The 13,319-nt window shown below is 61.3% G+C and carries 16 protein-coding genes; 4 read left to right on the top strand and 12 right to left on the bottom strand.

Annotated elements, in window-relative coordinates; all coding sequences use genetic code 11:
* Window positions 1-16 precede the first annotated feature (16 nt).
* Entirely contained in the window at window positions 17-778 is a 762-nt protein-coding gene (locus tag K3174_RS02410) for a M50 family metallopeptidase (protein ID WP_221555295.1), read from the top strand.
* A gap of 1 nt (window position 779) precedes the next feature.
* Here the strand turns inward: K3174_RS02410 and K3174_RS02405 are convergent, their stop codons facing one another.
* The gene (locus K3174_RS02405) at window positions 780-950 is read right to left on the bottom strand and encodes a hypothetical protein (protein ID WP_221555294.1); all 171 of its coding nucleotides are present in this window, start codon (window positions 948-950) and stop codon (window positions 780-782) included.
* Window positions 951-1,071: 121 nt separating this feature from the next.
* Complete coding sequence (gene rpsD, locus K3174_RS02400; RefSeq protein WP_221555293.1) at window positions 1,072-1,686, bottom strand: 30S ribosomal protein S4; 615 nt, start codon at window positions 1,684-1,686, stop codon at window positions 1,072-1,074.
* 206 nt (window positions 1,687-1,892) lie between these two features.
* On the opposite strand from rpsD, the gene K3174_RS02395 reads away from it, so the two are divergent.
* On the top strand, window positions 1,893-2,204 hold the full coding sequence (locus K3174_RS02395; protein ID WP_221555292.1) for a chorismate mutase: 312 nt from the start codon (window positions 1,893-1,895) through the stop codon (window positions 2,202-2,204).
* Between the two features lie 10 nt (window positions 2,205-2,214).
* On the opposite strand, the gene K3174_RS02390 is transcribed toward K3174_RS02395, so the two are convergent.
* From K3174_RS02390 to K3174_RS02350, 9 genes are all read right to left on the bottom strand, one after another.
* Window positions 2,215-2,943 (bottom strand): RNA methyltransferase, encoded by a 729-nt coding sequence (locus K3174_RS02390; RefSeq protein ID WP_221555291.1) that lies wholly within the window; start codon window positions 2,941-2,943, stop codon window positions 2,215-2,217.
* Complete coding sequence (gene nrdR / locus K3174_RS02385; protein ID WP_221555290.1) at window positions 2,930-3,400, bottom strand: transcriptional regulator NrdR; 471 nt, start codon at window positions 3,398-3,400, stop codon at window positions 2,930-2,932. The genes K3174_RS02390 and nrdR overlap by 14 nt, the downstream gene beginning before the upstream one ends.
* Window positions 3,401-3,625, bottom strand: a complete 225-nt coding sequence (locus tag K3174_RS02380) for a hypothetical protein (protein WP_221555289.1) — start codon at window positions 3,623-3,625, stop codon at window positions 3,401-3,403.
* Between the two features lie 11 nt (window positions 3,626-3,636).
* Window positions 3,637-4,950, bottom strand: a complete 1,314-nt coding sequence (glyA, locus tag K3174_RS02375; RefSeq protein ID WP_221555288.1) for a serine hydroxymethyltransferase — start codon at window positions 4,948-4,950, stop codon at window positions 3,637-3,639.
* A 4-nt stretch (window positions 4,951-4,954) separates the two neighbouring features.
* Window positions 4,955-5,410, bottom strand: coding sequence for an RpiB/LacA/LacB family sugar-phosphate isomerase (locus K3174_RS02370; RefSeq protein WP_221555287.1), 456 nt, complete (start codon window positions 5,408-5,410; stop codon window positions 4,955-4,957).
* 351 nt (window positions 5,411-5,761) lie between these two features.
* Entirely contained in the window at window positions 5,762-7,783 is a 2,022-nt protein-coding gene (gene rpoD / locus K3174_RS02365) for an RNA polymerase sigma factor RpoD (protein ID WP_221555286.1), read from the bottom strand.
* 52 nt (window positions 7,784-7,835) lie between these two features.
* On the bottom strand, window positions 7,836-9,692 hold the full coding sequence (gene dnaG, locus K3174_RS02360; protein WP_221555285.1) for a DNA primase: 1,857 nt from the start codon (window positions 9,690-9,692) through the stop codon (window positions 7,836-7,838).
* 36 nt (window positions 9,693-9,728) lie between these two features.
* The gene (locus K3174_RS02355) at window positions 9,729-10,421 is read right to left on the bottom strand and encodes a hypothetical protein (protein ID WP_221555284.1); all 693 of its coding nucleotides are present in this window, start codon (window positions 10,419-10,421) and stop codon (window positions 9,729-9,731) included.
* Window positions 10,418-10,870, bottom strand: coding sequence for a GatB/YqeY domain-containing protein (locus K3174_RS02350; RefSeq protein WP_221555283.1), 453 nt, complete (start codon window positions 10,868-10,870; stop codon window positions 10,418-10,420). Before K3174_RS02350 ends, K3174_RS02355 begins: the two co-directional genes overlap by 4 nt.
* 148 nt (window positions 10,871-11,018) lie before the next feature.
* On the opposite strand from K3174_RS02350, the gene carA reads away from it, so the two are divergent.
* Window positions 11,019-12,197, top strand: a complete 1,179-nt coding sequence (gene carA, locus K3174_RS02345; RefSeq protein WP_221555282.1) for a glutamine-hydrolyzing carbamoyl-phosphate synthase small subunit — start codon at window positions 11,019-11,021, stop codon at window positions 12,195-12,197.
* The gene (locus tag K3174_RS02340) at window positions 12,194-12,766 is read left to right on the top strand and encodes a hypothetical protein (protein WP_221555281.1); all 573 of its coding nucleotides are present in this window, start codon (window positions 12,194-12,196) and stop codon (window positions 12,764-12,766) included. The genes carA and K3174_RS02340 overlap by 4 nt, the downstream gene beginning before the upstream one ends.
* Window positions 12,767-12,917: 151 nt before the next feature.
* On the opposite strand, the gene K3174_RS02335 is transcribed toward K3174_RS02340, so the two are convergent.
* A complete protein-coding gene (locus tag K3174_RS02335; protein ID WP_247711812.1) occupies window positions 12,918-13,268 on the bottom strand; it encodes an endonuclease domain-containing protein in 351 nt (116 codons plus the stop codon).
* Between the last annotated feature and the right edge of the window lie 51 nt (window positions 13,269-13,319).

The following is a 13,319-nucleotide window of genomic DNA, read 5'->3' as shown; positions in this document are numbered from 1 at the left end:
GTTATAGTCTTGGGAAATGAAGGAAAATGCCGGCCAGCCCATCGTGCCCGCGAAATGGGGCATACCCTACGCGCAGGACGAAGTGCAACCGATGATCCAGCGCGAACAAAGCTATATCGTGGCTTTTGCCGTGTTGACGATTATCGCTTGGCAGACTGCGATCGGCACGCTGGTGCTGATGCCGTTCACCTTGCTGGCGACATGGTTTCACGAAATGGCGCACGGGCTGACCGCGGCAGCGCTCGGTGCCGAGTTCGAACGGCTCGTTATCTTCGCAAACGGTTCGGGCTTCGCGGAATATTCCGGCAATCTCTGGGCTATCGGTCAGGCGACCGTCGCAGCGGCGGGACTACTGGGCCCCAGTATCGCCGGCTGCCTGATGATCATCGCATCGCGATCGCGCCGTGCCACTCGCATCGTGTTGCTGGGGCTCGGCGCCGCACTTGTGCTTTCGACGCTAATCTGGGTCCGGTCGGTCGCGGGATGGGTCGTGCTCCCGATTTTTGCGGCTGCATCGTTTTATATCGCGTTGCGTGGGAACGAGAAGTGGCAGCGGATCGCGGTCGAATTTCTTGGCGTGCAGGGCGCAGTCAGTGTTTATCAGGATCTCGGATATCTGTTCAGTCCGGGCGGAAGTGTCGATGGGCGAGTGGCAATATCGGATACCGGTCGCATCGCCGACGCGTTGTTTCTGCCGTACTGGTTCTGGGGCGGTTTGATCACTTTCACGATTTTCGCGATGGTCTGGAAATCGCTGAAGATCGCCAGTCGTTACTGAATCAGGCCGGCTTCTTTTCACGCATGTGCAAAACGGTGCCGCGGTATGAAACGAAGGTTCCCGCAGCATCCAGAAAACCTGCACCGATGATATTGGCGCGAGCTTGGGCATCGCCGAGGTTGTCGTACCATTTACCTCGACGATTGGGAGTGATGAAGCGGTATTGGGTCATGGTGAAGACCGAACCACCGATCTTGATGCCTGTTCCCCCTAAAACACTGAAAATAAGATGAATTGATGCAAAAAGGGCGGCCCGTACGGACCGCCCTTGATTCTGTCGATACTGCTTCGGTTTAGCGCGAGTAGAACTCGACCACCAGGTTCGGTTCCATCGTCACCGGATAAGGCACTTCGTCGAGTTTCGGCACGCGGGCGAATGTCACCTTGTCGTTGCCGTCCGGGCTGACATAGTCGGGAATGTCACGCTCGGGCAGGCTCTGTGCTTCGATAACGAGCGCCATTTCCTGCGCCTTCTTGCCGAGGCTGATAACGTCGCCGACCTTGACGCGGGCCGAAGCGATGTTGGTCTTCACGCCATTCAGGTAGATGTGGCCGTGGCTCACGATCTGGCGGGCGGCGAAGATGGTCGGCGCGAACTTGGCGCGGTAGACGACCATGTCGAGGCGCTGTTCGAGCAAGCCGATCAGGTTCTGACCGGTGTCGCCCTTCATCGCCGACGCTTCCTTGTAGGTGCGCTTGAACTGCTTCTCGGTGACGTCGCCATAGTAGCCCTTGAGCTTCTGCTTGGCTCGGAGCTGCAGACCGAAGTCGCTCATCTTGCCCTTGCGGCGCTGGCCATGCTGACCTGGGCCGTAGGAACGCTTGTTGACGGGGCTGTTCGGGCGACCCCAGATGTTTTCACCCATCCGGCGGTCGAGCTTGTACTTGGCGCTGGTGCGCTTCGTCATATGCATTTCCTTCAATTTGCTGGACTGCCCCGATGGCAGCCATCTAACCCGGCATCGCACCGCCAATCTTTCGACCGACGCGGCTACCGCTTCACCGGGGTGCGGAGCCAATTCGCGAAGGCGCGCTCCTAGCAATATCGTGCAGCGCGTCAAGCGGTAAGATAGTCGCTCGACAAGAGCGTTCAAGCGGGGCAGGGCGCTGCTCCATGAGTGACGCTTTCAAACTTCCCGAGGACTGCACCACTATGGCCGAAGTGCGGATCGGGGTGGATACGACAGATCGCGAGTTGATGGAGCTGCTCGACCGCCGCTTCGGCTACATGCGAGCGGCTGCACGTATCAAGACCGACCGTGACGTTGTGCGCGACGAGGCTCGCAAGGCCGAGGTTGTCGAAAACGCCTGCGCCGATGCCCAGCGCCGCGATCTTCCGGTCGACGGGATCGGGCAGATCTGGAACGAGCTGGTCGAGACGTCGATAGCCTATGAACTGGTCGAATGGGACCGGATCAGGGCCTAGGGCCTAGGTCCTAGAGCCTGGGCTCGCGTTGGAGCGAGGATAGCACGCCGCGCAGTGTGCGCACTTCGAGATGGTTCCACGCCGGTTTGGTCAGCACCCCGCGCAGGGTGCGGCGGGTGGCCTCTGCCCGAGCCTCCGGTCGGAAATAGCCCTTCGGTTCGAGCATGCTCTCGAGATGTGCGATCAGACCGTCGAGTTCTTCCTGAGGGGCGGGCGGTAGCAGATCTTCCTGCGTCGGCTGCACCAACCCCTCATGCTTCGAACATTCATAGGCGCACAATATCACCGCCTGCGCGAGATTGAGCGAACCGAATTCCGGATTGATCGGCACCGTCAGGATAGCGCGGGCGAGGGCGACATCCTCGGTTTCCAGGCCCGAACGTTCCGGGCCGAACAGGATCGCACTCCGGCCTTGGGCAGCGGCGATTTCGCTGCTCGCCTCTGCCGGCGTTACCACGGGTTTCGTCACTCCGCGCTTGCGCACCGTCGTCGCGTAGACATGTGCGCAATCGGCTACCGCGTCGGCAGTAGAAGCATAGACCTGCGCGCGGTTCAGCACGATATCGGCGCCCGATGCCGCCGGTCCGGCGGACGGATTCGGCCAACCGTCGCGCGGTTCGACCAGTCGCATCTCGGTGAGCCCGAAATTGAGCATGGCGCGTGCCGCCTTGCCGATATTCTCGCCTAGTTGCGGGCGGACGAGAACAATGATGGGCTTGCGGGTCTCACCCTCGTTCATTGGCGGCCGCTTCCTGCACCGTGCTGGCGAACTCCTCGAAGTCGCGCGCTTCGCTGAAATCGCGGTAGACGCTGGCGAACCGAATATAGGCGACGCTGTCGAGGCCCTTAAGCCCATCCATAACCATTTCGCCGATACGCTGCGACGACACTTCCGCCTCGCCGGCGATTTCGACCTGCCGCTGAATGCCCGAGACGAGCTGATCGATTCTTTCATGAGGTACGTCGCGCTTGCGACAGGCAAGCGCAATGGACTGCTCCAGCTTGCCCCGATCGAAAGGCTGGCGGCGGTTCCCGCTCTTGACCACCGTGACCTCGCGCAGTTGAACACGTTCGAATGTCGTGAAGCGTGCGCCGCAACTCGAACACTGGCGGCGGCGGCGGATCGAGGTCGAATCCTCGGTCGGACGACTATCCTTTACCTGGGTGTCGTCATGCGCGCAGAACGGACAGCGCATTCAGGGTCGAAGGCGCTTGTAGAGCATGAAACCCGCCCCGGCGACGAGGCCGAGCGGCCAGGTTACTACGGGCAGGATCCCCCCTGCAATCGCCCCGATGGCAGCTCCGGTCAGGACCGGTTTGGTGGATGGATGGTTGAGGCCTTGCTTGGCCATGCCCTTGATCTCGTCTCCGGCGTCGGAGACCAGATCGTGATCCTGATGGTTCGGTTCTCGGCCGTCCATAGCTCGTCTCCTTAGCGGCCCGGATAGACGGGAAAGGCGGCGCAGAGCTCGGCCACCTTGCCGCGCACCTGATCTTCCACCTGCCCATCACCTTCGGGGCCATTGCGCGACAGGCCGTCTACCACCTCGCAGATCAGCGCGCCAATCTTTCGGAACTCATCCGGCCCGAAGCCGCGCGTAGTGCCGGCAGGCGTGCCCAGGCGGATGCCGCTGGTCACGAAGGGGCTGCGCGTATCGTAAGGGATGCCGTTCTTGTTGCACGTCAGCCAAGCGCGATCGAGACCCTTCTCGGCATCCTTGCCCGTCACATCCCTGGCGGTGAGATCGACGAGCATGGAGTGGTTGTCCGTGCCGCCGGACACGACGCGCAGGCCGTTGGCCTCAATCCCTTCGGCCAGCGCTCGCGCGTTTTCAACGACGCGATTGGCGTAATCCTTGAAGTCGGGGCGCAATGCCTCGCCAAAGGCTACTGCCTTCGCTGCGACGACATGCATCAGCGGGCCGCCCTGCATACCCGGGAAAACGGCCATGTTAAGCGGTTTGCTCAGTTCTTCGTCATCCCACAGGATCACGCCCGAGCGCGGGCCACGCAGACTCTTGTGCGTGGTGGTCGTGACGACATGCGCATGCGGGAAGGGCGAAGGGTGCGCGCCGCCGGCTACAAGACCCGAGATGTGGCTCATATCGACCATCAGATAGGCGCCAACCTCGTCGGCCACGCGACGGAAAGCTTCCCAGTCCCACACGCGCGAATAGGCGGTGCCGCCGGCGATGATCAGCTTCGGCTTGTTGGCCCTAGCTATCCCCATGACCTCTTCCATGTCGATCAGTTCATTGTCCTTGCGCACGCCGTAGCTGACGGGATTGAACCATTTGCCGCTCATATTAACCGGCGAGCCATGGGTGAGGTGACCGCCCGAATTGAGGTCGAGACCCATGAAGGTGTCCCCCGGCTGCAACAGCGCGAGAAACACGGCCTGGTTCATCTGGCTGCCCGAATTGGGCTGCACATTGGCAAAACCGCAACCGAACAATTGCTTGGCGCGCTCGATTGCCAGCGTTTCGACCACGTCGGCGTAATCGCACCCGCCATAATAGCGCTTGCCCGGATAGCCTTCGGCATATTTGTTGGTGAAGACCGTTCCGGTCGCTTCGAGCACCGCGCTCGACGCGATGTTTTCGCTCGCGATCAGCTCGATCTTGTCCTGCTGCCGCTTGAGCTCGCTGCGCACGGCCGCATAGATTTCAGGATCGGCCTCTTCGAGCGTGTCGTGCCAGAACCGGTCGATGGGTGAGCGGGACGTAGCGGCGGGCTGGGTTGCCATGGAATCAGACCTCAGGGTTGGATAGCTTGTCGACGCGGCGCTGGTGGCGCCCGGTGCCGTCAGGAAGAGAATCGGCGAATTCGGTTTCGAGGAAGGCGGCAAGGCATGCCTTGGCCATGTCACTGCCGGTCAGGCGGGCGCCCATGGCGATGCAATTGGCGTCGTTATGTTCGCGCGCGAGGCTGGCGGAAAGCGGTTCCGACACCAGCGCGCAACGCAGGGCCGGATTCCGGTTGACGCTCATCGAGATACCGATGCCCGACCCGCAGAGCGCCACGCCGCGTTCGGCAGTGCCGTCGGCAACGACACTGGCAAGCTTGTAACCGAAGTCGGGATAATCGACGCTGTCGGTGCTTTCCGGGCCAAGGTCGGCGACCTCATGGCCCTGCTCGATCAACCAGTCGCGCAGCTCGGCCTTGAGGTCGATGGCGGCGTGATCGGAGGCAATGGCTATACGCATGGCGGTCCCATAGTCGTTTGGCGCGTCCACCGCCACCCATGCGTTCGGTTGTCCCCCGGGCGAAAGGACGGCAATGTGTTGACGCAAACAGGCGCGCTAAAAACCGTGACTATCGGCGTCTTGTCGCCGGAAAGCGCCATTCGCGACGGGTTACCGTGTGACCTTCCGCAGACCTGACGTGTCGCGCAACCCGATACTGAAGATTGCCCGCCAGAAAAGCCTTCCGCGGTCGGTGAGCGCGGGAGCAAGTGGGACGTATCGATGGATTCGCCGGCATGCCCGGATGCTGACACATCTCCTCCGATGTAGGACAGGAAAAACCTTCGTCTTAGCCCGACGAAGGTTTTCACATTACTGATCCAGGAACGACCGCATTTTCCGCGACCGGCTCGGGTGCTTGAGCTTGCGCAGCGCCTTCGCTTCGATCTGCCGGATGCGTTCACGGGTAACCGAGAACTGCTGGCCGACCTCTTCCAGCGTGTGGTCGGTATTCATACCGATACCGAAGCGCATGCGCAGCACGCGCTCCTCGCGCGGAGTCAGGCTGGCAAGGACGCGGGTGACCGTTTCCTTCAAGTTCGCCTGGATCGCCGCATCGACCGGGATGATCGCGTTCTTGTCCTCGATGAAATCGCCCAGGTGCGAGTCTTCCTCGTCGCCGATGGGCGTTTCGAGGCTGATCGGTTCCTTGGCGATCTTCATCACCTTGCGCACCTTTTCAAGCGGCATGGAGAGCTTCTCGGCCATCTCTTCGGGTGTCGGTTCGCGGCCCTGATCGTGCAGGAACTGGCGACTGCAGCGAACCAGCTTGTTGATCGTCTCGATCATGTGAACCGGGATGCGGATTGTGCGCGCCTGATCGGCGATCGAGCGGGTGATCGCCTGACGGATCCACCACGTGGCATAGGTGCTGAATTTGTAGCCGCGGCGGTACTCGAACTTGTCGACCGCCTTCATCAAGCCGATATTGCCCTCCTGGATCAGGTCCAGGAATTGCAGGCCGCGATTGGTATATTTCTTGGCGATCGAGATCACGAGGCGCAGGTTTGCCTCGACCATTTCCTTCTTGGCGATACGCGCTTCGCGCTCGCCCTTCTGGACCATGTTCACGATGCGGCGGAATTCTTCCAGCGCCATCCCGGTCTGGCCGGCAATGTCGGAAATCTCCGCCCGGATGCGCTCGACGGCATCGGCCTCCTTCTCGGCGAAGGCGGCCCACTTCTTGTCCTTCTTCACGCGGTCCTTGAGCCAGGCGTCATCGAGTTCGTTGCCGATATAGGCATCGAGAAAGTCGATCCGCTTGACTTTGTGCCGTTCGGCAAGGCGCAGCATCTGACCGCCCAGCGCCGTCAGCCGGCGATTGAATGCATAAAGGTTGTCGACCAGGAATTCGATCTTGGTCGCATGGAACTGAACACTTTCGACCTCGGCCGTAAGCTGCTCCGACAGCCCTTCGTATTTCTTTTCCTTGGCCGGCGTGAATGCCTCGCCGCGGGCCATTACCTCGACGCGTTCCTTCTGGAGCTTTTCGAACTTGCCGAACAGGTCGGTAATGCGCGCGAAGCGTTCGATGGCGTCGGGCTTGAGCGCGGCTTCCATCTGCGCGAGCGACATGGTGTTGTCCTCGTCGTCATCGTCGTCGCTCTTGGATGTGCTTTCCTCTCCGTCCTCGTCTTCGGAATCGGACTCGTCGTCTTCATCCTCATCGTCGTCGCGGATGGTCGGGCCGGCGGTCTCTTCGGAGATTTCGCCGTCGTCGTCATCGTCCTCGGCATCGTCGTTCAGCTTGTCCGCCGGCGGTTCCTTCGACAGCATCGCATCGAGATCGAGGATCTCGCGCAGCTGCATTTCCTCGGCGTTGAGCGCCTCGGACCACTGAATGATTGCGTGGAAGGTGATCGGTGACTGGCACAGGCCCATGATCATCATGTCGCGCCCGGCCTCGATCCGCTTGGCGATGGCGATCTCGCCTTCGCGGCTGAGCAGTTCGACCGCGCCCATTTCGCGCAGATACATGCGCACCGGATCGTCGGTACGCTCGCCGGTGGCGAGTTTCTTGGCGGCAGGCTTCGCGGCCGCCTTGCTGTCCTTCTTCGCGTCGGAGGAGATTTCCTCGACTTCGTCGGCTTCCTCGGCCGCCGCTTCGGCGTCCTCATCGCTCTCGACGATCTGTACGCCCATATCGGACAGGGCGGACTGGATATCCTCGATCTGGTCCGAACTCATCTCGCCCTGCGGCAAGGCATCGTTGAGCTCGTCATAGGTGACGTAGCCCTTTCTCTTCGCCTTCGTGATGAGCTTCTTGATCGACGCTTCGTTGAGGTCGATCAGGGGAGCATCGCCATCGTCCTTGGTTTTCGACTTGGTGGCCATAGAGTAATTCAGTCCAGTCTTCTTTTTCCCGCGGGTCGCGTAACCGCGGGGATCATGAATCCGATTCACCGTCTGCCGCAGCTTTCCTGCGACCGAAACGCTTCAACCGCTCGTTAAGTGCCAGCAATCGCTCGCGCAATCGGGCCTGTTCGGCGATGGAGCCTTCCGGATCGCGTTCAAAACGCGCAGTGGCCGCGGCAAGCGCAGCCTCCAGCGCCGGCCTTTCGACCAGCAACGACACGGCTTCGGCCAGATCCTCGCGCGCATCAACCGGGTCGGTGCCTTCATGAAGGAAGGCGAATGCAGTTTTTTCCGGTGGGGCGGGAAGGCCTCTTTCCAGCGATATGGTCGATTGCGCGGACAAATCAAGCGTCTCTGCGGCTTCGAGCAACGAATCGAGCGCTGGGCCGACATTTTGGTCACGCCTGGCAAGGTCCGACAGGGCTTCCTCGTGCCGTATGATCTGGTCCGGGTATTTCACGAGGCCGGCGATGACTGCCCGCGTAAGCGCGTCGCGCGCGCCGCCTTTCATCGCCCGCGTCAGGCTGTCGCGGGCATCGGGCGACAGCGTCGGCGCGGGCTGCCTGAACGGACCCTTCTTCCAGTCGACACGCGGGCGGAATTCGCGCTGCGGACGGGGCGGGAAGGCGAAGGCGGAAAAGCGTTCGAGCAATTCGCGTTTGTAGAGCGCGCGAATGTCGGGGTGTTGGATGCTGTCGACATGATCGAGCAGGCGCGCCTTGAGACCGGCCTTGTCCTCGGGCGAATTGAGCGGGGCAGCGGCCTTCTCGAACTCCCACAGCGTATCGAGCAGGCTGGCGGGCCGGGCGAGCAATTCTTCCATTGCGCCCAGGCCTCTTTCGCGCAGCAGGTCGTCGGGATCGAGCCCGGCGGGCAACCGGACGATCGACAGCGAATGGGCGGGGCGCAGCATCGGCAGCGCGCGCGATATTGCCCGCATGGCAGCGCGCTGGCCCGCATTGTCGCCGTCGAAGCACAGGATCGGTCGTTCGACCTGGCGCCAGAGCAGTTCGATCTGGTTTTCGGTCAGCGCGGTGCCGAGCGGGGCGACCGCCTCGCGGATACCGGCGTTGGCGAGCGCGATTGCGTCCATATAGCCTTCGACCACGATCATCCGCCCGCTCTGCCGTGCGGCGGGAGCGGCGCGGTGGAGGTTGTAGAGCGTGCGTCCTTTGTCGAAGAGCGGCGTGTCGGGACTGTTGAGATATTTGGGCGCGTTGGGATTGGCCTCGCCGTCGAGAATACGCCCGCCAAAGGCGATCACCCGCCCGCGTGTATCGTGGATCGGCAGCATCAGGCGGCCGCGGAACCGGTCGTAAGGCTCCTTGTCCTCGACCGTGATGCGCATCCCGGCCTCGATCAGCATCGGCTCTTCGAACGTCGCCAAAGCGCGTTTCAATGCCTGCCGGTCCTCGGGCGCATAGCCGAAGCCGAATTCTCGCACGGTCGCATCGGAAAAACCGCGCCGACCGAGATAGCCACGCGCCTGAACTCCGTCTGACCCGCGCAGATTGCCTTCGAACCATTCCTGTGCAGCGGCGGTTACGTCGTGGAGGCTGGCGCGTTTTTCGGCCTGCTGCGCGGCCCGGGGATCGGGCGCGGGAACTTCCATGCCCGCTTCCGCCGCCAGTTCCTTCACCGCGTCCATGAACGGCATGCCGCGCTGATCGGTCAGCCAGCGGATCGCATCGCCATGCGCTTCGCAACCGAAGCAATGATAAAAGCCCTTCTCGTCGTTGACGTAGAAGCTCGGCGTCTTTTCGTTGTGGAAGGGGCAACAGGCCTTGAATTCGCGGCCGGCCTTGGTCAGCCGTAAGGTACGGCCGATCACTGCGGACAGCGTGGTCCGCATGCGCAGTTCGTCGAGCCATTGAGGAGACAGGGCCATAAGGTCACAGACCTTAAGCCTGCTTGGGACCCGCCGCTAGCCGGCGTTGCCGCCCTCCACAGGCTTATCCTCAGGCGGGAAGGGGCCGATCGCCGTGACCTGGTTGCCGTCGAGTTCGAGCACATAGGCTTCGGCAGGGCCTTGTGGCGGCGAGGTCGACTGCCACCAGAAGGTCACCGTGCCGCCCGGCTTCCAGCCCGATCCGCTAACCACGCGCCAGATCAGGCTGCCACTGTCGTTCCGGATCGAAATCGCATCGGGATCCCCTAGCGTCTCTTCAGCTTCGGCGCTCGAAAAGCCGATCGACTGGTTGAAACCCGCGGCCCTGCGAATCGTGCGGAAGAGAGTAGGCGGGCTTTGAACGACCTCCGGGCCTTCGGTCGGCTCTGCATCGGCGGCCTGGCTGGCATCCGCCAATGTGACGCGGTGGACATAGGTATAGACCGTGCCTTTCGGCATTTCGCCCGGCTTGCAGGCGCTGACGCCTGCAGGGCAGGCGACATAGCTGACCATGTTGCCGATCTCGTGGGTGCTGGTGCTGAGCAGGGTTTCGACTTCGGGGCCCTCCGGCCCGACGATCTTCGCCCCGAGGGTCGACAGGTCGAGGTCTGCGCCGATCAGTGTGCGCGGTGCGGCGACGGTCGGCGTAGGCGAGGGTGCAGGTTCCGGCTCCGGCGAACCGCAAGCGGCGAGCGCGCCGAGCAATAGAAGCGCGATGATTTGCTTCACGACAGCGCTTCCTTCACCAGTCCGCTGGCTTTGGTCATGTCGAGTGTCGCGCCGTGGCGGCTTTTGAGCTCGCCCATGACGCGGCCCATATCCTTCATGCCGTCGGCACCGAGATCGGCCTTGATCCCGGCGATCGCGGTGCGGGTTTCGTCCTCGCTCATCTGCTTTGGCAGAAATTCCTCGATCACGACCAGTTCGGCCTTTTCCTTGTCGGCCAATTCCTGGCGGCCGCCATCCTCGTACATCTCGATCGATTCGCGGCGCTGCTTGGCCATCTTGAGCAGCACGTCGGTGACGAGCTCGTTGTCTTCCGGCTTCTTGTCCGAAGTGCGCAATTCGATATCGCGATCCTTGATCTTGGCGCCGATGAGGCGGAGCGCGGCGGTGCGGTCCTTGTCCTTGGCCTTCATGGCGGTGACGGTTTCGGCCTGGATTCTTTCGCGCAGCATTGGCATTCCCGATGGTTGGAGACTGTTTCGGCAGTCCATTTAGAACAGTGCACCGATATGCCAAGTGTTCCGCTTGACGGGAATCGCACAGGTCCCTAGCGGCTGGGACTTAGCACACATCGCTGGAAACCTTTTACCCGGAGCGCCCATGGCCCTGTCCGCAATTTCGCACGCGCAACCCAAAGGCGCGACGGGAGTCCTCGTGTTCGGCGACGGCACCGTCATCTGGGGCAAGGGCTTCGGTGCCAGCGGCAATGCGGTGGGCGAAGTCTGCTTCAACACCGCGATGACCGGCTATCAGGAAGTGATGACCGATCCGTCCTATGACAGCCAGATTGTCACCTTCACCTTCCCGCATATCGGCAATGTTGGCGCGAACGAAGAAGACCACGAAAGCCGTGGTCTGGGTGCCGTCGGACTGGTGGTGAGGCAGGAGATTACGCCGCATTCGAATTTCCGCGCGCAGAACGAATTCGTCGAATGGTGCGTGGCGCATGGCAAGATCGGGCTGTCGGGTATCGACACCCGCGCGCTGACCCGCCGCATCCGGTTGAACGGCGCGCCCAATGCCGTGATCGCGCATAGTCCGCAGGGTGAATTCGATCTCAAGGCCTTGAAAAAGCGGGCTTCCGAGTGGAGCGGACTTGAAGGGCTGGACCTCGTGCCGGGGGTGACGCGGGAAGGGCAGGAAAGCTGGACCGGCGGCCACTGGCAGCTCGGCTTTGGATATGGCGAGGGCAATGCCAACAAGCCACATGTCGTGGCGTTGGATTACGGCGCCAAGGACAATATCTTCCGCAACCTCGTGAAAGCGGGGGCCAAGGTGACGGTAGTGCCCGCAAGAACCTCGTTCGAAGAGGTCATGGCGCTGGAGCCGGATGGCGTGTTCCTGTCGAACGGACCGGGCGATCCGGCGGCCACCGGAGTGTACGCGGTTCCGTTAATCAGACGCTTGATCGAGAACGAAACACCCCTGTTCGGCATCTGTCTGGGGCATCAGATGCTCGGCATCGCGGCGGGCGCGAAAACCGCCAAGATGTTCCAAGGTCACCGCGGCGCCAACCATCCCGTCCAGCGTGTGGGCGAGGGCTGGGGCGCAAGCGAGGGCCTCGTCGAGATCACCAGCATGAACCACGGCTTCGCGGTCGATGGCGAGACGCTGCCGGATGATGTGGAGCAGACCCACGTTTCGCTGTTTGATGGGACGAATTGCGGCATTTCGATCAAGGGCAAGAAGGCCTTCGGCGTACAATACCACCCTGAGGCGAGCCCTGGCCCGCAGGACAGCTTCTATCTGTTCGAAAAGTTCGTGGGGATGTTGGGGTGAAAACCGACACCCAAAAGTATCGAGATAACGCGCTGTTTATTCTCCTGCTTGAGCACGTCACGGGCTCGAATAGATATCAGCCGGTGAAGGAACTGAACGAAAGATATAACGCGAAAATTCCGCCCGATCTGCTGAACGACGCTTTTATACACTGGCAAAAGAAGGGCTTTGCAAAAATTTATCGGACTGGAACACCATTGAGCGCCAGATTGCGTCGCGACTCATACGGTGACGCTTACGAAGAGGTGCTTTCGATCATTGGAGCGACCTCACTACGGGTCACACCTGACCTGAGGGAGATTTTTTCTGATGTGGATCCGAACGAGGATTTGCCATTACCCGATGGCTGGAAATGGTTCACATGGGAGAAGGAAGAAAACCGCTCGCAACCAAACGAACAAGCACCCAGTTCGCCAATTAGTATCGTGAACAATTTCTCACCCGTGAATAACGTTCAGAGCGACCGCAAATCTGTACCTAATGCAAAACTTTCATGGGCTGGCTGGGTAGGAGTCCTTGTCGGTATCGCAAGTATACTAGTGACACTTTGGATCGCAGGTAAAATTTAATGCCCAAACGCACAGCCACCTCCTGGATCCTCGCAAACTCCCTTCCCCTTGGGGAAGGGTTGGGGATGGGGGTTCGGCGGTGATGGCCAGGCACGGAATCTCGGCAGTCGTACACCCATCCCCAACCCCTTCCCTCAAGGGAAGGGGCTTGTCAGCGTTGGTTTCGGGCGAGGGCGATTTCGGCGGCGATTGTTTCAAGTACGCCATCGGGGTTTTCGAAGATGTCGTGGTTCCAGAAACGGATGACGCGATAACCGTGGGCTTCGATGGCTACGGTGCGCGCAGTGTCGGTTTCGGGGGTGTGCTGGCCGCCGTCGCATTCGATGGCGAGGCGCAGGGAACGGCAGGCGAAGTCGACGATGTATCCGCCGATAGGGAACTGACGGGTGAATTTGACGCCGCAGAGCTGGCGAGCGCGCAGGTGAGACCAGAGGCGCTGTTCGGCATCCGTCATGTTGTTTCGCAGTTTACGCGCTGCGCCGGTCAGTCGTTTTTCCGCCAACGTTGTACACCCATCCCCAACCCCTTCCCTCAAGGGAAGGGGCTTTGCGTA

It is taken from the genome of Qipengyuania qiaonensis, from assembly GCF_019711515.1.
GTDB classification, from domain to species: Bacteria; Pseudomonadota; Alphaproteobacteria; order Sphingomonadales; family Sphingomonadaceae; genus Qipengyuania; species Qipengyuania qiaonensis.
Note: the sequence above shows the minus strand (reverse complement) of the source record. Positions and strands in the feature narration are given on the sequence as shown.